Origin of the sequence: Burkholderia sp. Ax-1720 (assembly GCF_011753035.1) — a bacterium.
Lineage (GTDB): Bacteria > Pseudomonadota > Gammaproteobacteria > Burkholderiales > Burkholderiaceae > Burkholderia > Burkholderia gladioli.
Genome location: NZ_VWWK01000027.1, coordinates 13,120 through 33,778, shown reverse-complemented (window position 1 = coordinate 33,778; position 20,659 = coordinate 13,120). Strand labels below are relative to the sequence as shown.

Annotated in this window: 2 protein-coding genes; both read right to left on the bottom strand. The window is 68.4% G+C overall.

Going from position 1 to position 20,659, the window contains the following annotated elements; translation table 11 throughout:
- Positions 1 to 56: 56 nt before the first annotated feature.
- A complete protein-coding gene (locus tag F3J18_RS11410; RefSeq protein WP_166912877.1) occupies positions 57 to 18,386 on the bottom strand; it encodes a filamentous hemagglutinin N-terminal domain-containing protein in 18,330 nt (6,109 codons plus the stop codon).
- Complete coding sequence (locus F3J18_RS11405) at positions 18,383 to 20,131, bottom strand: ShlB/FhaC/HecB family hemolysin secretion/activation protein (RefSeq protein WP_233635454.1); 1,749 nt, start codon at positions 20,129 to 20,131, stop codon at positions 18,383 to 18,385. Before F3J18_RS11405 ends, F3J18_RS11410 begins: the two co-directional genes overlap by 4 nt.
- Between the last annotated feature and the right edge of the window lie 528 nt (positions 20,132 to 20,659).

Sequence of the window (20,659 nt, the reverse complement as noted above, 5' to 3'; positions counted from 1 at the left end):
GGTTAGCAGCGCTCTTTCATTATCCTTCAACGATCTCACTCTCACTGTGCCCATTTTTATCTCGGTGGTGTAATTCGACCTACGTTAATCGTGCCATTCGGAAACTTGTACGAACTGTAGTTGAAGGTCGTCCCATTCACAACGACCGTACCTGTGTACTGCCCCTGTGGCAATGAAGCCCCAATTTTGTTGAGGTTGTCGGTCACTGCACTTTGAACTGCGTTTGCATCGTAGCCGCGACCGATTACGTGACGGAAGGTATGGCTACTCTGGTTGTCGTTGGCCCCGAATTGAATGGTTGGATTGTCCTTGACTGACGTGTCTGTAGACTTATCCCCCCCATCATTAAAAATCGCATGGCTCGGTGCAATCCCCTGGCCCGCCAACGCCTGCGCGGGTAACGCACCGGCTGCCGAGTTTACCAACACTGCACCCGGGCTTGCCCCTGGAGGAGGCCCGCCCTCCATCCCAAGCAGTACATTCGCACCCAGTTCTAAACCTTGCAGAATCCTCTCCAGCGTTGACGGCCGCTTGCCACCATCACTGATACCTGCAGCCCGTTCGAGCGTATCGATATCCGTCGAACCCGAATCTCGCCACTGGTTGTACAGATTAACGTTGGCCGCCGCCGCAGCCCCCGTCGTCCCTCCCACGATCCCGCCGCCGATGCCGGCCAAGGTATTGCCCGCGAGCTTGCCCAGCAGGTCCGAACCCGTCTCCGCTCCAATCGCATCGGCGATCTGCTTCGTCGTCCCGGCCAGGGAAGACGCCAGGCCTGCCCCCGCCGCGCCCTGCATCGCACTGCCGACACCGCCGCCACCCAGCCCGCCGATCAAGCCGCCACCCGCCACATGCAGCATGGTCCGATTGCTGCCGCCTTCATCCCAGGACTTGGCCTCGTCCAGATAACCCCGCATCGCATCGAGGTCGCCGCGATCCTGCGCGGCCTTGGCCTCCTTGATCGCGTCGTCTCGCTTGCTGTCCGCGTAATCGCCGATCTTCGTGGCGACCGCTTCCCCAGCGGCCGACACCGCATTCATCAGATCGGCTTGCTGCGCGATGGTGCTGTTCACGTCCGGCAGCTTCGACACCGCACCATTCGTGCCGGCCGTGTCGCGGCTCAAGTTCGCCACATCTTGCGCTTGACGATTTGCGTCCGTGACCTGGATCTGGCCGGCGCCCACAGCGCTACGCGTCGTCGAACTCGAACTGCCGCTGTCGTGCGCATAGGTCGGAATACCGCCTCCGCCTCCCGGTACCGACGCAGTCCCATGAGAAGGATGGTTGCTGCTGGCAATGTCGCTGCTCAGCCCTTCGCTGAAACCAGTGCTCGTCGCCGTGAAATCGGAGTGATTCTGGATATCGCTGAAACTCAGCGTACCGGTCGTCAGCGAGTTCTTGCCTGGATCGGCCGCGCTCGAAATGACGCCACCCTTCAAATCGGTATTGCCGCTCACGTTGACATCGAATCCCCCCGTGCCCGCGACAATGCCGCTCTGCTCGTTGACGCCAGCGTAATCGCCATGCCCGTTGCCGTTCTGCACGCTGACACTGACGCTAGCCCCCGTCGTGCTCACGCCAATCCCGCCCCCCACGCTGCTCTGATGCGCCGCGCTCGTCGTCACATCCTGCACGCTCGCTACATTCAGGTTCCCGCCCACGCTCGCGCTCACCTGGTTCGCATTCACGCTCGCGCCGATCAGGTTGGTGTCCCCTCCGCTCACGATGGTCGCCGAATTGCTCGCGTCGATATGCGTGTTGTTCTGCATGGCGGCATCGGAATTCCCGTCGCCGTGCGCCTTCTGCATCGAGGCGGAAACACCGATCCCGGCCGTCGAGATGGAAATCCCGATACTGCCGCCCGACGACGAATTCGTGCTGCGCGTCGAATCGGTATCCGTCGTGTTGACGAGGTTCACCTGGTTCTTGGCGACCAGCACCGCATCGGCCGCGCTCACGTCCGAGCCGGCAATCGTCAGGTTGCCGCTGCCCGCCGTCCCGTCGCCGGTCGCCACCAACGTGGCCGTGCCGCCAGCCCGCGCCGACGAGCCCTTCTGGGTCACCGAGTCCTCGGACGACGCGCTCGAACTGTGGCTCGACCCGAAGCTCACCTGCACCCCGATGCTCGGCGCCTGCGCCGTCTTCGGACCGATCCCGGCCGCCGAGCCGAGCGTGGCGATGTCGCCCGCCGCCGCGATCGCATGCAAGGCGGAAGCGCGCCCGTTGCCGTCCTCGGCCGAGCTGCGCGCGGCCTGCGTCTGGCTGATCGCATTGTTGAGCGCGTCGCCGATCGTCCCCGACAGCCCGATCGTCATGCCACTCTTGCTGGTCTGCTGCGTCTGCGACTGATGCGAGGTATCCGTCGCCGCATCGATCGTGACGGTCGCGGCCGTGCCGCTCAGGTTCTGCGCGGCGATCAGGTCGCTGCCGGTCACATGCAGCGTGTCGCCGGCGCGGATCGTCAGGTTCCCCGACAACGAACCCACCGTGCTCGCATTGTTGGTGACGCTCGTCTCGTCGTCGGTGGTCGCGAGCTTGCTGCTGCCCACCGACACCGACAGGCCGCCGCCCGCCATCAGACCGGAATGCTTCTCCGAGTAGCTGCCCGACGAGCTCATGCTGTCCTGCGACGTGGTGATGTTCACATCGTGCGCGGCAACCAGCGACACGTCGTTGGTCCCGACGATGGTGCTGCCGCGCACGTTGAGATCCTGGCCGCTGACGATCGACACCGCGTCCGCCGAGATCGTGCTGCCATCGGCCGAAGTGGTGGTGGTATTGCGCGAGCTCGAAATCGCCGTCGAGCTCACCACGCCGCTGTGCGTATGCGACTCGTGCGAATCGTCGACGTGCGTTTCGGTCACCTCGCCGATCGTCACGTTGCCGCCCGCCACGAGCTGCGCGGTGCCCTTGTCGAGCGACACCACGCTGCCGAGCACGTTGATGTCCTTGCCGGCCGCGATGGTCAGACTATCGCCGCCCTGCAGCGTGGTCGCGGTGACCGCGTCGTCGGACTTGTGCAGTGTTTCCGCGTAGCTGCGCCCGCCGCCGCTGCCCGAGCTGCTGCTGTCGACGGTCGAGGTTCCGACCGCGGCCTGCAGGTTCAGGCTGCCGCCCACCGCGATGGTCCCGCCGCCGCCGAGATTCAGGTTCGCGCCGGTCGCATCGAGGTTGCCGCCGACCACGATCGACGAAGCGCCCCCCACCTTCACGCTGCTGCCGGTATCAGTCACGAACTGCGTGTCGGATACGCCGCCCATGCGATACACGACCTTGGTCTCGCCGGTCTGCTGCACGCCCAGCGTCCAGTCGCCGCCCACGTCCAGGCCGAGCGTGCCGCCCACGTTCAGGCTGCCGGCGTTCTGCTGGAAGTTGCCGCCGGTGGTGATCGACGCGTCGCCACCCACGTTGATGCTGGCCAGTGGCCCGAGCGTGCTCGACACGCGCGTCGCGCCATTCGGGCCGGTCTGGCTCAGGGTGTTCACGGCCGAGTCGAGCACGAGGTTGCCGCCGGCCTGCAGCTGCAGGCTGCCGGCATTCACCGTGGCCGAGCTCAGGTTGACGTCGCCGCTGGAGACGAGCGACATCTTTCCGCCGCTTTCCAGCGTGCCGAACGAACTGTCGATGGTCTGCGCGCTGATCGAGAAATTGTCGGACGCGCGGATCGTGCCGCTGTTGTTGACCGCCACGGCATTTTGCAGATCGATATTGGTGGCCGCGATCAAGGGGCCGTTGCCCATGTTCTCCTGGCTCGCCTGCGCGAGATACACCACCGGCACCAGCACGGTCTGCCCGTCGACCACCTGATCCTGCATGATCACGACATTGCTCGTCAACTGCGCGACCTGCTCGGGTGACAGCCCCGTGCCGGGTGCGAGGTCGAGCGCTTTCGCGAGCTGGGCGCCCGAAGTCATCAGCGCCTGGTACTCCGCCTGCGTGTCGGCATAGTTGGTCAGCACCGACTTGCCGGTCATGGCCATGATCTGGTCCTGCACCAGCTTCTGCTCGTAGAAGCCGTCGCCGAGCCGCAGTTGAACCTTGGCCGGGTCCATGCCCGCCTGCTGGAAGTAATAGTCGCTCGACAGCCACTGCTGGGCGCTGGTGAACGCTGGATTCGTCTCGACCAGGTACGGCGCCTTGGGCGCGGTCGCGACGCTGAACAGCCCGCCCTTGGGCAGGGCGATGTTGTTCAGCACGGAAGGCGCGGTGGCATTGGCCACCACCGTCTGGCTGACCGGCCCCACGCCGCCGCTCGCGACCTGGCCGCCTTGTGCCGACACTGCCGCCGCGGGCAGTCCACCGGTCGTCGCGATCGCGCCGCTGGCGGCGCTGGCGCTCACCTGCACGCCGCCCGAGCCGCTGCCGATGCTCCCGCTGACCGTGCCGGCCGTCACCTGCTGGCCGGCCGGCGTGACGCCGATCGAGCCGCTGGCCGTGGAGGCGCCGATCTCCCGGCCGCTCGCGCCGCCGCCGATCTGCCCGCTCGCAGCGCCGGCCGAGATGGTCTGGCCCGACGAGCCGGCCTCGACCGAGCCGCTAGCCGCCCCGGCACCGCTGGCGATCCCGCCCGCGCCGCCAACGATGGTGCCGTTCACGGCGCCGACGTCGATCGCATGCGCGGCACCGCCGGAGGCGAGCGAGCCGCTCACCGCGCCGGCGTCGACCGCGTGGCCCGATGTCGACGATCCATCGCCGACCGCGCCGCTCAGAGCGCCCGTGCCGATCGTGGTGGTGCCCCCGGCACCAGCGAGCGAACCGCTCACCGCGCCGGCCTGGACCGCGGCACCCGAGTTACCCGTGGCCACGCTCCCCTGCACCGCTCCTGCGGCAATCGTCTGGCCTGAAGAACCCGCGACGATGGATCCGCTCACGGTACCCGCATGGATGTCGCGTGCCGACGAACTGTCGTCGATCGTGCCGTTGACGGCGCTCGCCGCGATCGAGCGCCCGGGCGCGACGGCGTCGATCGAGCCGCTCACGGCGCCGGCCGCCACCGTCGCGCCGCCCTGTCCAGCCGGCACCGAACCACTCACCGCGGACACCGCGCCCACTTGCGCGCCGGCGCCGAGCTGCAGCGCCGGCGGCGGCACCAGGCCTGCGTTGCCGGCGGTGTTGTTGATCGTCACGCCCGTGCCGCTGAAGGTGCCCCCGGCCGTCAGCGTCGACTCGTAGTTGTAGCCTGCCGGCAGTTGATAGGTGCGCACGTCGGCCGGCGCGGGACAGCCGCTGCCGCAGAAGGACTGGCTCCACAGGCCGCCCTTGTAGGTCCTGTAGTTGTAGGTGCCGGTATAGGTCACCTGGATCGCCGGGGCGGCCTGGCCGCGCCAGCTGTCCTGGTCGATCGAGAACGGCGACGCGAGGTTGCCGGTCGATGCCACCTGGCTCCAGTAGTTCTGCAAGGTACCGACGGACGAGGCATTCAGGTTGCCGCCGGAGACGATCTGCGATTTCGGCGTGACGTAGGTGACCAGATTCCCGACCGCCGTCCCCGTGTACGTCGTGTTCAGGTAATCGCTGTTCATGCTGCCGCCATGCGGCGGCTCGATGTAGACGCCGCCGATGCTGCTCGGGTCGTGAACGTTCTCGCGACCGGTGGTACCGCTCAGGCTGATGCCGAGCGCCTGGACCCAGCCCGGATCGACCCAGCTCGTGAAGCCCGAGGTACCCATCGCGCGCCGGGTGTTCGTCACCAGGTTGGCGGCGATCTGCATGTCGCCGCCCGACTGGATCAGGCCCGACTGGTTGCGCACCAGGCCGGCGTTGTAGTAGTTGCCGTTGCCGTCCTTGCCGCCGGCGAGCACCACCCGGCCAAGGCCGTAGATCGTGGTCATCGCCGCCATGTCGCCCACGCTCGAATCGTCGCGATTCTCGATGTCGGCCGACAGCAACTCGAGCGTTCCGGCACTGTTGGTCGCGCCGATCAGGGCGCTGGTACCGAGGTTCGAGATCGATTGCGAGGCGTTGAGCGACACGCTGCCGCCGACGATCGTGCCGCTGTTGTACAGCGTGTTCGACTGGGTACTGAGCGTGCCGCCGGCCGCCAGCGATCCGGTGTTCCAGATCGCGCCGGCCTGGATCACCAGGTCGTGCGCGCTAGCGAATCCGATATTGTTGCCGAAGTTACCCGGCACGATGAAGCGCAGCACCTTGCCGGAGCTGAAGCTGTAGTCGGTGGTGATCGAGAAATCGGCCTGCTGGTTCAGGGTCAGCTCGCCGCCGGCGCTGTACACGCCGCCGCCGACGAAGTTCGCGACCAGCGAGAGGTTGTTCGACGAGCCGATCCGGCCGCCGGTATTGGCGATGTTGCCGGTGGTGGTGACGCTGACCCCTTCGCTGGCATTGGCGACGTTGCCGATCAGGCCGCCGCTGTTGTCGAGCGCGCTGCCGCGCACATACAACGCGTTACCGCCGAGCTGGCCGCCCTGCGTGTTCGACAGCGCGGTGGCCATGACCTGCACGTTGCCGTTGCCGCTGATCGCGCCCATGCCCGCGACGCCGCCCGCATGCCGGTTGACGAGCTGGCTGCCGCCGTCGACCCAGGTCTGCCCGGTGCCGGTATTGGTGATCGCGCCGTCGCTGTTGTCGAGCGAGCCGGCCGTGATGCCCAGCGTGCTGTCGGCCACCGCACCGCCCGCGCCGATCACCCCGCCCGCATTGTCCAGCGCCCCGCCCACCGCTAGACTCAGCGCCGAGCCCGAGGACACCCGCCCGCCCTGGTTGTTCAAACCCGCCTGCAGCTGGGTGGCCAGCAGCGCCTGGGATGCGAGCGTGCCGCCGGTGTTGTCGATGCTCGCTGCCTTCACCGACAGTTGCCCGTTGCCGACCAGGTGGCCGCCGACGTTGCTGAGCTTGCCGCCGCCCGCGCCGACGTCGATCGTCGTCACGCCGGTACCGGCGTGCGTGACGGTACCGCCGTCATTGTCGAACGAGGCCGATGCCAGCAGCAGGTTCGCGCCGTTGGTCTGGATCACGCCGCCGGCAGAATTGTCGAGCGCGCCGCTCAGCGTGAAGGCCGTATCGGCCGAGCCGAGTTGGGTCAGCGTGCCGTGCTGGTTGATCAGCGTCACCGCCGTCACGCCCAGCGTATTGGCGGCAATGCGCCCGCCGGTGTTGTCGAGCGCGTCCGCCGACACCGACACGCTGTCGCCGCTGATCGTGCCGCTGCCGTTCTTCAGCGAGGCCGCGTGTGTCGTCACGCCTTGCCCGCTGAGCGTGCCCGAGCTGTTGTCGAGCAGGCCGCCGACCTGCGCATCGAGCGCCTGGCCCGCCGTGATGCTGCCGCCATTCGCCAGGGATGCGGCCTGCACCGTGTCGTTGCCCTTGGCGGCGATGGTGCCGGCGGCATTGCTCAGCGCGGCGCCGCTGGACACGGAGAGATCAGCGTTCGAGGCGAGCTGGCCGTGCGTGTTGTCGAGCGCGCCGGCCGCGGTCACGGTCAGGCCGGTGTGCCCGCCGATCGAGCCGCCGCCATTGTCGATGCCGCCGGCCTCGAGCACGGCCCGGCCGTTGCTCAGGATCGTGCCGCCATGGTTGGAGAGTGTGCCGGTGCCCTGGCCCGCGTCGATGTTCAGCGTGCCGTTGCCGGCGTGCGTGATGGTGCCGCCGTCGTTGTCGAGCGAGGCCGGCGCCAGTGTCAGATCCGTCGCGTTGGTCTGGATCAGGCCGCCGTTCGAATTGTCGAGCATGCCGCTGACGTCGAACCGCGTCGTGTCGGTGCCGAGCTGGGTCAGCAGGCCATGCGCGTTCGTCAGGTTGGCCACGGCCAGCGTCAGCGCATTGGCGGTGATGCGCCCGCCGCTGTTGTCGAACCGCGGCACCGTAAACGACAGCGCGTTGCCGCTGACCACACCGGCCGCGTTCGCGAACGCGGCGGCCTGCACGGCCACCGATTGCGCGCTGAGCACGCCGCCGCCGTTGTCGAGCAGGCCGGCAACGCTCGCCTGCAGCGCCTGTCCCGAGGTGATGCTGCCGGCACTGCCGTTGCTCAACGAGGCCGCCTGCACGGTCCCGTTGCCGGTCGCGTCGATCACGCCGCCATCGTTGCCCAGTGCCGTGCCGCTGGCGACGCTCAGGTCGGCATTCGAGACGAGCTGGCCGTGCGTGTTGTCGAGCGCGCCGCTCACCGTCACGGCGAGACCGGCATGGCCGCCGATCGCGCCGCCGGCATTGGCGAGACTTGCCGCATCCAGCACCGTGAGCCCGTTGCTGACGATGCTGCCGCCGAGATTGCTGGCCATGCCAGCGCCGTTCGCCGCATCGATCGTCAGCGTGCCCTTGCCCGCATGCGTGATGGTACCGCCGTCGTTGTCGAACGAGGCCGGCGCCAGCGTCAGGTCGGTCGCATTGCTCTGGATCAGCCCGCCATTCGAGTTGTCCAGCGTGCCGCCCACGTCGATACGGGTCGACCCCGTGCCGAGCTGGGTCAGCATGCCGTGCGCATTGCTCAGGTTGGTGGCGGAAAGCGCCAGGGCATTGGCGACGATCGTGCCGCCATCATTGTCGAATTGCGGCGCTGTCAGGGACAAGGTCCCGCCGCTCAACTTGCCCCCGGCATTGCGCAGCGAAGCGGCGGAGGCCGTCAGTGCTTGCGCGCTCATCAGGCCGCCGCCGTTGTCGAGCGTGCCGCTCACGCCGGCCGTCAATTGGCCACCGGCCGTGATGCCGCCGCCGCTGCCGTTGCTCAGCGAGGCGGCCTGCACGCGGCTGTTGCCGGCCGCATCGATCACGCCCGCCGTGTTGGTCAGCGCAGCGCCGCTGCTCACGTCGAGATCGGCACTCGAGGCGAGCTGCCCGCGCGTGTTGTCGAGGGCACCCGACACGCTTGCATCGAGGCCCAGATGGCCGCCGATGGCGCCGCCCGTGTTATCAAGGCTGCCTGCCGTCAGGGCGGTGCGGCCATTGCTGACGATGCTGCCGCCCACATTGCTGGCCGCGCCCGTGCCGCCGGCCGCGCTGATCGTCAGCGTGCCGCTGCCAGCGTGGGTGATGGTGCCGCCGTCGTTATCGAGCGTGGCCGGCGCCAGCGTCAGGTCGGTCGCGTTGGTCTGGATCAGGCCACCATTCGCGTTGTCCAGCTTGCCGCTCACATCGAAATGGGTTGTATCGGTGCCGAGCTGGGTCAGCGTGCCGTGCTCGTTGCTCAGGTCGGTGGTGCTCAACGTGAGCCGGTTGGCGATGATCCTGCCGCCGCCGTTGTCGAGCTCGGGTACCGTGAACGACACGGCATCGGCGCTGACCAGCCCGCCGTTGTTGGCGAACGAAGCCGCGCCGGTGCTCACCGATTGCGCGCTCAGCTTGCCCCCGCCGTTGTCGAAACGGTCGGCGACGTTCACCTGCAGGGCCTGCCCGGCGGTGATGCTGCCGCTACCGCCATTGCTCAGCGAGGCAGCCTGCACCTGGCCGCTGCCGGTCGCGTCGATCACGCCGCCGGCATTCGTCAGCGCGGCGCCGCTCGACACCGCCAGCGTTGCGTTCGAGGCGAGCTGGCCCTGCGTGTTGTTCAGCGCGCCAGCGACCGTGGCTGTCAAGCCATCGTGGCCACCGATCGCTCCGCGCGTATTGTCGACGCTACCCGCCGTCAGCACGGTCCGGCCGTTGCCGACAATCGTGCCGCCCAGATTGGACACGGCACCGGCCTGGCCCGTCGCGACGCTCAGCGTGCCGCCCGTTCCCGCGTGCGTAACCGTGCCGCCGTCGTTGTCGATGGAACCCGCGGACAGGTTCATGTCCGTGCCGGCCGACTGGATCACGCCGCCGTTCGAGTTGTCGAGGCTGCCCGTCAGGCCGATCTCCGTGGTGCCGGTGCCGAGCTGCGTGATCACGCCCTGCTCGTTGGCGAGCGTGGCGGCATCGAGATTCAGCAGGCGGGTGGTGATCCTGCCCTTGCCGTTGTCGAGCGCGCCGCCCGATATCGACACGGCATCGCCGCTCACCAGGCCACCCGCGTTGCTCAGCGAGCCTACGCCGAGCGTCACGGCCTGCGCGCTGATCGTGCCGCCATCGTTGGCGAGCGCGCCCGCGGTGTTCGCGGTGAGCGTCTGGCCGGCCGTGAGGCTGCCGCCTCCATCGTTCTTCAAGGACACGGCCTGCACCGTGCCCTTGCCGCTCGCGTCGATCACGCCCCCCGTATTGGTGAGCAGGCCGCCGCTGGTCACGCCCAGATCGCCGTTCGAGGCGAGCTGGCCCCGGGTGTTGTCGAGCGAGCCGGCGATCGTCAAACCGAGGCTGCCGTGACCGCCGATGGCGCCGCCCGTATTGTCGAGCGTGCCGGCCGACAACACTGCCTGGCCGTTGCTGACGATCTTCCCGCCGAGATTCGAGACGCTGCCCGCGCCCTTGCCGCTGGTGATCGTCAACGTGCCGGTGCCGGCATGCGTGATGGTGCCGCCATCATTGTCCAGCGAGGCCGGCGCGAGCGTGAAGTCGGTGCTGTTGGTCTGCAGCAGGCCGCCGTTCGCATTGTCGAGCGTGCCGCCGACGTTCAGCGCGATCGCTCCGCTGCCGAGCTGGGTGATCGACCCTTGTTCGTTGACGAGATCGGTCGCCGTCAATGTCAGGGCGTTGGTCGTGACCTTGCCGCCGCGATTGTCGAGCTGCGGCGCGCTCAAGGACACCACATTGCCGCTGATCACGCCACCGGCGTTCTTCAGCACCGCGCCCTGCGCCGATACGGTGTTCGCGCTGAGGGTGCCGCCGCCGTTGTCGAGCGTGCCCGAGCTGCTCGCCGTCAGGTTCTGCCCGGCCGTGATGCTGCCGCCCGCGGCATTGGTCAGGGAGACCGCCTGCACGACGGCGGAACCGCCGGCATCGATCGCGCCGCCGGCATTGTTCAAGGCATCGCCGCTCGTGATGCCGAGATCCGCATTCGATGCGATCTGGCCGCGTGTGTTGTTCAGCGCCCCCGCGAGCGTCACGTTCAGGCCGGCATGGCCGCCGATCGTGCCGCCCGTGTTGTCGAGGCTACCGGCAGCCAGGCTGGCCTGTCCATTGCTGACGATGTGTCCGCCCACGTTGCTCGCGGTGCCGTGGCCCGAGCCCGCCCCGATGCTCAGGGTACCGCTGCCCGCATGCGTGACCGCGCCGCCGTCGTTGTCCAGCGAGGCGGCGGCGAGCGTCAGGTCCGCCCCGTTGCTCTGGATCACGCCGCCGTTCGCGTTGTCGATGAGCGCGCCGCCATCGATATGCGTCGCGCCGCTGCCGAACTGCGTGAGCGAGCCGTGCTCGTTCCACAGCGTGCCCGCCGTGACGCCGAGCTGGTTGGCCGCCACTTTGCCGTAGCTGTTGTCGAGCGACGCGGCCGACAAACCGACGGTATCGGCACTGACCAGGCCACCGGCATTGCGCAACGTGCCGGCCGTCACGTTCACGGATTGCGCGCTCAAGGTACCGCCGCCGTTGTCGAGCGTGCCGTCGATCGTGGTCGTCAGGTTCTGCCCGGCCGTGATGCTGCCCTTGCCGGTGTTCGTCAGCGAAGCGGCTTGCACGCTGCCGTTGCCGGCCGCGTCGATCACGCCGCCGTCGTTGCTCAGCACCGCGCCGCTCGCGAGGTCGAGGTCCTGATCGGAGGCGATCTGCCCGCCCATGTTGTTCACCGCGCCCGACACGCCGGCGGACAGCCCGGCATGCGCGCCGATCGCGCCGCCGGCATTACCGAGGCTGCCGGCCGACAGGCTCAGGCGGCCGTTGCCGACGATGGTGCCGCCGGCGTTGCTCGCGGCCCCCGAGCCCTGGCCCGCGACAATCGTCAGCGTGCCGGTGCCGACGTGCTTGATCGTGCCGGCGTCGTTGTCGAATGTGCCGGCGTCGAGCGTCAGTTCGGCGCCCTTGGCCTGGATCAGGCCACCCTGCGAGTTGTCCAGCGTGCCGGCGATGTCGAATTGCGTCGCGCCGTCGCCAAGCTGGGTCAGCGTGCCGTGCGCGTTCGTCAGGCTGGCCGCGCTCACCGCGAGCTGGTTCGCGACGATCTTGCCGCCGCTGTTATCGAGCTGGCCGACATGGAAGGACAGCGCATTGCCGCTGATGAGCCCGCTCGCGTTGGCGAGGGCGGCGGCGGTGGTCGAAACGGCCTGGGCACTCAAGGTGCCCTGGCCGTTGTCGAGGCGGCCGGCGACCGTCACCGCAAGCTGGCCGCCCGCCGTCACGCTGCCACCGGCATTGCCCAGGTTCGCGGCCTGCACCGAACCATCGCCGGCCGCGTCGATCGTGCCGCCGGCATTCGTCAGCCCGGCGCCGCTGCTCAGCGTCAGGCCGGCATTGGCGGCGATCTGCCCGCCGGTGTTGTCGACAGCACCGCCGAACGACGCGGCGATACCTGCGTGCGCGCCGATCGCGCCGCCCGTGTTATCGAGGCCGGCGCCCGCCAGCACCTCGCCGCCGTTGCTGGCGATGCGTCCGCCCGCGTTGTCGAACGCGCCGCTGCCGGTGTCGATGCTCAGCGTGCCGGTGCCCGCGTGCGCGATCGAACCGCCGCGATTGTCGAGCGCGCCGCTCGTGATCCTCGCGTCGCTGCCCTTGGTCTGGATCAGGCCGCCGTGGGTGTTGTCGAGCACGCCGTCGACGGCAAGCGTGGTGGTGCCGGTTCCCAGCTGCGTGAGCGAACCCTGCTGGTTGACCAGGCTCGCCGCCTTCAGGTCGAGCTGGTTCGCGGTGACGGTGCCGCCGCCGTTGTCGAACTGCTGCGCCACGCCGAACCACAGCGTGTCGCCGCTGATACTGCCGCCGGCATTGCGCAGCGCAACGGCCGTGGTCTGCATCACGGCCGCATCGAGCTTGCCGCCGCTGTTGTCGAGCAACCCCGCGATGCTGGTATCCAGCGCCTGCCCGGCGCGGATGCTGCCGCCGCCATTGCCCAGCGAGGCCGCTTGCAGCGTGCCCTTGCCCGCTGCGTCGATCACGCCGCCCGCATTGTTCAGCGCGCCGCCGCTGGCGATGCCCAGGTCGGCATTCGAGGCCAGTTCGCCGCGCGTGTTGTCCAGCGTGCCGGCCACCGTGGCGGCCAGCCCCGCGAGCCCGTCGATCGCGCCGCCGGTGTTGTCGACGGAAGCGGCCGTCAAGACGATGCCGCCGTTCCCGGCGATGCTGCCGCCCAGGTTGCTCGCCGCGCCGGCATCGAGCGTCAGCGTGCCGTTGCCGGAATGCGCGATCGTGCCGCCATCGTTATCGAGAGAACCAGCGCTCAAGGCCGCCTGCTCCCCGTTGGCGTGGATCACGCCGCCGTTCGAGTTGTCGAGCACACCCCGCGCGGTCACGGCCAGGCTGGCTGTCGAGCCCTTGCCGAGCTGGGTGATCGAGCCCTGCCGGTTGCTCAGGTCGGTCGCATCGAGCCGCAACTGGTTCGCGGTAATCTGGCCGCCGCTGTTGTCGAGCCGCGCTGCCGTCATCGACAGCGTCTGCGCGCTCACTGCCCCGCCGGCATTCGAGAACGCCGCGGTCGTCGCCGACAGCGTCTGCGCGCCGAGCTTGCCGCCATCATTGTCGAGATTGCCGCCGACGCTGGCCGTCAGCGCCTGGCCGGCTGTGATGCTGCCACCTGCATCGTTCCTCAGTGAGGCCGCTTGCACCGCGGCGCTGCCGGTCGCGTCGATCACGCCGCCTGTATCGGTCAGCAGGTCGCCGCTGGTCACGCTCAGGTCGGCATTCGAGGCGAGCCTGCCGCGCGTGTTGTCGAGCGCGCCCGCCACCGTCGCGACCAGGCCCGCATGACCGCCGATCGAGCCGCCCGTGTCGTCGAGCCGCCCCGCTGAAAGCAGGACCTGCCCATTGCTCGTGATCGTGCCGCCCACGTTCGTCATCGACCCGGTGCCCCGCGCCGCGTCGATCGTCAGCGTACCCGTGCCGGCGTGCTTGAGCGTGCCGCCATCGTTGGCGAAGCTGGCCGGCGCCAAGGCCAGGTCGACGGCATTCGCCTGGATTCGGCCTCCATTGGTGTTGTCGATCGCCCCGCTCACGTTCAGGCTCGCGTCCGTGGCCCCCGTGCCGAGCTGAGCGATGCTGCCCTGCCGGTTCGTCAGATTGCCCGCCGTGAGCGTCAGACGGTTCGCGGTGATGGTGCCGCCGCTATTGTCGAACTGCGGCGCCGAAAGCGTCGCCGTGTCTGCGCTGATCACGCCGCCCGCGTTCGCGAGCGCAGCCGCGGATGCCGTCAGCGTCTGCGCGCCGAGCTTGCCACCGCCATTGTCGAGCGTGCCGACGATCGCGGCCGTGAGACTGCCGCCCGCGCTCAGGCTGCCACCCTGGTTGCTCAGGGATGCCGCCCGCACGGCAGCGCCACCTCCCGCATCGAGCGTGCCGTCGAGGTTGCGCAGCGCGCCGCCGCTCGTGACGCCGAGGTCCGCGTTCGAGGCCAGCTCGCCGCGCGTGTTGTCGAGGTCGCCCGCGGTCGTCACGCCAAGGCCGGCATGGCCGCCGATCGAGCCGCCGGTATTGTCGAGCGTGCCGGCCGACAGCGTGGTCGTGCCGTTGCTGACAATCGAGCCGCCGACGTTGGTGGCCAGGCCCGTGCCGCCGCCGCTCGTGATCGCGAGCGTGCCGTTGCCGGCATGTTCGATCGTGCCGCCGTCGTTGTGGAGCGTCGCCGGGGCCAGCATCAGGTCGGCCGCGTTGGCCTGGATGCGCCCGCCCGAATTGTCGAGCGTGCCCGCGATATCCAGGCTCGCATCGGTCGCTCCGGTGCCGAGCTGCAAAATCGAGCCCTGCGCATTGCTCAGGTCGCTCGCGTGCAGCGCGAGCCGGTTCGCCGTGATGGTGCCGCCATCGTTGTCGAGCGAGGCGGCGTTCAGCGTCAGTTGGTCGCCGCTGATCACGCCCTGTGCATCGAGCAGCGCGTTCGACGTGAGCGTGAGGGTCTGTCCGTTGAGCTTGCCGTGCCCGTTGTCGAGCGTGCCGGCCACCTGCAGGTCGAGCTGCGTCGCCGAGGCGATCGTGCCGCCGTTGGTCAGCGAGGCCGCGTTCACCGTCCCCTGGCCGCCGGCGCGAATCGATCCGTCGAGATTGCTCAGCGTGGCGCCGCTCGACACGAGCAGGTCGGCATCCGAACTCAGCGTGCCGCGCGTGTCGTCCAGCGCACCGGCAACGCTCACGCGCAGGCCGGCGTGACCGCCGATCGAGCCGCCCGTATTGTCGAGACCGCCCGCCGACAGTTGCACCTCGCCATTGCCGACGATCGTGCCGCTCTGGTTCGTGACGGCGCCGGTGCCGCCGCCGACCGAGATCGCCAGCGTGCCCGAACCCGCGTGCCGGATCGTGCCGCCGTCGTTGTCGAGCGAGGCGGGCGCGAGCGCCATGCCCGAGGCGTTGGCCTGGATCAGGCCGCCGTTCGAATTGTCGAGCCTGCCGCTCACGTTCAGGACGGCGTCCGACGCGCCCTTGCCGAGCTGCGAGATCGAACCCTGGGCATTGTTCAGGTTGGTGGCGTCGAGGCCGAGCCGATTCGCGGTGATCGTGCCGAGGCTGTTGTCGAATTGCGCGGCGCTGAGCGTCACGCCGTCGCCATTGATCGTGCCGCCCGCATTGCGCAGGATCGCGGCGGATGTCGTCAGCGTCTGCGCGTTGAGCGTGCCGCCGCCGTTGTCGAGCAGATCGGCGGCCCTCACCGCCAGACTCTGCCCGGCACCGACGCTGCCGCTGTTGCTCAGCGAGGCCGCCTGCACCGTGGCGTCATGGGCCGCCGCGATCGTGCCGCCCGAATTGTTCAGCGCGGCGCCGACGACGATCGACAGGTCGAGGTTCGATGCCAGCTTGCCCTGCGTGTTGTCCAGTTCGCCGACGAGCTGGGCCGTCAGCCCCGCCTGCGCGCTGATGGTGCCACGCGTGTTGTCGAGACGGCCAGCCGCCAGCGCGATCTGCCCGTTGCTGGCGATCGAGCCACCGAGGTTGCTGAAGCTGCCCGCGCCGCCGCCGGCATCGAGGCCGAGCGTCCCCGCCCCGGCATGCGTGATGGTGCCGCCGTCGTTGTCGAGGCTCGCCGGCGCCAGGCTGAGGTCCGTGCTGTCCGCCTGGATCAGGCCGCCGTTGGCGTTGTCGAGGGTGCCGCTCACGTCGATGCGCGTCGTGCCCGAGCCGACCTGCATCAGCGTGCCGTGCTCGTTGAGCAGGTCCGTCGCTGCCAGGCTCAGCGTATTGGCGCTGATGCGCCCGCCGCTGTTGTCGAGCCGCGGCGCCGTGAGCGACACCTCGGCCGCGCTGATCACGCCGGCAGCATTGCCCAGCGACGCCGCGTGGGCCGCCAGCGTGGCCGCGTTCAACGAACCGCCGCTATTGTCGAGCGCTCCCGCCACCGTCAGGTCGAGATGGGCGGCGGCCGTCACGGTACCGCTGTTGAGCAGCGCGCCGGCCTGCACCACGGCGTTGCCGTTGCTGCCGATCAGGCCGCCTGCCTCGCCTTGGGCGGTGGTGCCCGCGCTGCTCGAGATCCGTCCGCTGGCACGCAGGCTCAGGTCGCCGTCGCGCTGGGCGACGATACGGCCGGCCGCGTTGCTCACGTCGGCTGCCGAGACGTCGAGCGCGCCGCCTGCCTCGACGCGACCGGCCGTATTGTCGAGGTCGCCTTGCGAGACGATCTGGAGCGCACCCGCCGCCGTGATCGAGCCGGAGGCATTCACGATGCCCGCGGCCGAAATCGTCGCCTGGCCGTTGGTCGCGATGCCGCCGCGCGTGTCGTCGAGCGCGCCGCTTCGCAGGCTCAGCGTCCCGCTGCCGGCCTGACTGATCCGGCCATCGACATTGCCGAGGCTACCGGCCTGGATCGCCAGCGCCTGCGCATTGGTGGTGATGGTTCCGCCGCCATTGTCGAAGGCGCCTGCCGTGCTCAGCGCGGTGTCGCCCGCGCCGCTCTGGCTCAGCACGCCACCGCGATTCGACAGCGTGCCCGCATGGATCGTGAGCTGGCTCGTGGCGAGGTGCCCCTGGTCGTTGGAGAAGGCGCCGGCCGCGTTCGCGATCAGGGCTCCGTTCGCATTCAGTGTCGAGCCGGCAAGGCTGAGCCCGCCGCCGTCGCCGGCCGCGCCCGTCGCGCTCAGCGTCGCATTGCCGGTGACGGCGGTTTGCGCGCCGCGCAGGTCGAGACTGCTGCCCGTCATGACGAGATCGCCGCCCGCCGTCTGATGGCCCGTGGTGCTCGCCGCGCCCGCGGCGCTGATCGACAACGTGCCCTTGCCGGTCACGTTGCCATTTGTGTCGACGCCCGCGCCGAGCGTCCCGCTGGATTCCACGCTGCCCGCCGTCACGACGGTATTGCCGAGCGCGGCGATGGTGCCGGTGTTACCGATCTTGCCCTGGCTATTCATCGTCACGTCCTGCACGGCATAGACACTGCCGCTATTCGTGACGCCGCCGGTGGCGTCGATCGCCAGCCTGCCGCTCGCGCTGGTGGTACCCGACAGCGTGACCTGGCCCAGACTGTTGACCACCACGTCGCCGGCCTGCGAAGCGATCGTGCCGGCGCTGTTCACGCCGACGCCGGTCTCGGTGCCGACCAGCCGGATCTTGCCGGCATACATGCCGCCCAGTTGCGAAACGTCGATCGCGATTGTCGGGCTGCCGCCATCCGCGCCCAGCGACTGCACGCCGAGATCGTCATGGCGCACGTCGTTGTTGCCGGCCACCACGTTGAGCGACTGCGCCGCCCAGACCTTGCCGTTGATCGCGACGCTGCGTGCGATCAGGTCGACCTGGTCGACCGTGCTGCCGTCGAGCCCGGCCTGGCCGATCTGGATCTGTCCGCCCGTCACATGGAAGGCATCGAGGCTGCCGGTGCCGCCGAATACGGGCGTGCCGGTCGTCAGGATGCCGCGGCTCGTGTTGATGAAGCCGCAGCCGTTGCAGAAGATCCCGGCCGGATTGGCGACCACCACCTCGGCCCTCTGGCCCGCCACTTCGGTATAACCGAGCAGTTGGCTGGCACTACCGCCGATCACCTGATTGACGATCACGCGCGCGCTGCCCGACACGAGGTTGGGGTTGCCCGCCACCAGCCCGGCCTGCTGCGTCTGCACGGTGCCCTGCGAGTTGTTGAGGATCAGCCCCTGCGCGCCGACGTTGTATTGCGTGTAGGCGTTGTTCGACACGCCCGCGGCGTTCGGCGTGGAGATCTGCACGATCGGCAGGCCGTTGGCCGTCACGCCGACCAGCGGCTTGCTGCCCGCCGCGCCCGGCGCGGCGACCACCTGCGCATCGACCGGCACCGCCTGCATGCCGAGCGCGCAGAGCGCCGCGAAGGCGAGATGGCGCATCGACAGCATGTCGACGAAGGTCCAGTTCGCGCGCGCGCCGCCGGCGCGCCGCGTCACGCCGGCCGAGCGCCCCTTGCCTGAGCCGGTGACGGTTTCCTCCACGACCATCCAGAGGCCGCGAGCCGCATTGAAGATGACACGATGGATATGCTTGTTCATAGCAGGAAACTCAGGCTGAAGCCCGCAACCGGCCAGCGGTTCGGGAAGCCGGCGGGCTGATGGAGCGGGCCGCCGAGGAAGACGTCGTAGCTGACGTGCTGGAGAAGACTGCCGCGCAGGCCGATCACGGCGCCGATCAGGTGGCGGCCGAGCAGGTTGGCGGTTTCATGGCCGAACACCTCGCCGCCGTCGAGGCCGAGGTAGATCGCCTGGCCGAAACGCGGCAGGGGCAGTTCGAGCTCGTTGCGCACGAACACGCCCTTCTCGGCGGCCAGCATGGTATTGCCGTCGAAGCCCCGGACCGTGTAGCGGCTGCCGATCGAGAAGAATTCGGTCGGATAGAGCGCATTGCCGGTGTTCTGCGCGCGCACCGTGAGCGAGTAGCGCAGCGGCGTGGACGCGACCGCGAACGGCACGTTCAGCGTCGCGTCGAGCGTCTCCATCCGGTAGTAGTAGGTCGGCGTGCCGCCCGCCGAGGGTGGCAGGTCGGCTTGCGCGCCGAACCAGGGCACGCCCCATCGATAAGCGATGGTGCTGTCGAGCTGCGCGGCCCCCAGGTAGTGCTTGTGCTCCCAGCCGATCTCCGCGTAGCTGTTGTCGCGATGCTGGACGTCGATCGCGGTGCCGTCGATGAAGGCCTCGCTGAAGCGCTTGCCGACGCGGAACTCGACCATGTTCTTCTGCACTTGGTTGCGGTAGAACTGGTATTCCGCCTTCAGGTCGAAGGTCTTCGACTTGCCGCTCGACACGAGCGTGGTAAAGGCGCCGGCGATCTGCTGGTGGTAATCGTATTCGCTGGCGGTCGCGGTGAAGGTCCAGTTGCCCCAGGGAATCGCGTAGTAGGCGCTCGCCCCATGCGTGCCGTACTTGCTCTCGTGCCCGTTGATGTCGTGGGTGTAGCCGATGTTGAGCAGGTCGGACAGGCCGAGCGGATTGTCGATCGAGAGGCTCACGCTGCCCTGCAGGGCGCCGGTCGTCTTGAAACCGCTGTCATCGGCACCGAGCGTGAGCGACCACGGCTTGGCGCGCTTGACCGCGATCACCACGTCGCTTTCTCCGGCCGAGGCGCCGGGCACGATCTGCATGTCGACGTCCTGGTTCGGCACGCGCTTCATCTGCTCGAGCCCCTGCTCGAGCTTGCGCAGGTTCAACAGATCGCCGGGCCCGGTCGGGAAGGCATTGCGCCAGGTGCCGTAGGTTTTCGGATCGGCAAACCGGATCGCGCCGATCACGCCCGGAATCAGTTGCAGCCGCAACTTGCCGCTCGAGAGATCCTGGGGGCCGATCAACACGCGCGTGGTCGAATAGCCGCGCGCGATCAGCAACGCCATCACGCGATGCACGAGCAGGTTGAGCCCGTTCGTGCCGATGCATTGCCCGCGATAGCGCTGCAGGTAGTCGTTCGCGAACATCAGTTCGCCAGGGAACAGCGGATTCGGCAGCAAGGCCCGCGCGCCCGCTGCCTCGACATCCTCGGCGAGGCCGCGCGGCACTTCCAGTGCCAGTTCGTCGATCCGGAAGCAGGGCGATTCGTCGGGCAGCTTGCCATCATCGAGGGCGGCCCGCTCGGCCGGCTGCAGGGCGACGTTCGGCGCATTCGCGGCACGCTCACGCTCAATCGCCTGCTCCTGCGCGCGGCGCCGCTGCTCCTGTTCGGCGAGCGGATCGCTGGACTGCGCCGACGCGAGCGCGAGATGCAGCGCTGCCCATATCGCACCGGCAAACGACACGAGCCGGCGCGACATGCCCCGATGCGCGCGACACCCGGCCCAGGCATCACGCGCGCGCTTGAGTGACCGGCATTGCCGGTCAATGTTGTTGTTCATTGTGCTGGTCTTTGCCCGGCACGCTCGACTCTCATCGTGCCGGTGCCGCGAATCGATTATCTCGATCCGCTTGTTATCGAATGCTGTCTCGCCTGCGTCCCCGGACGCCGCGCCCCGTATCTCGTGACTCGCGGTTCATCCACGATGGTAACGAGCGGCAACATTCAACACGCTTGAAACGTAATGGGCAAGCCTGTTTCGAACGCGCCGAATGACACCCTACACGGCACGACATTACGTTTTCTTTTCACCCTCTATGAGACCATCGGTCTCGCCCGTTCAGGCTTTTGGAGGATTTTTCCTAATTTTTCATTACTTGATTTGTCGATCGCAAATCTTTATTTAATGGATTTATTTTCAAGATTTCCCGATTTGACATCGTCTTGCTCATATCACTTACGACGATTTTCGATCATTCCGACAGCATTCATGGAAAACGATAGCGGA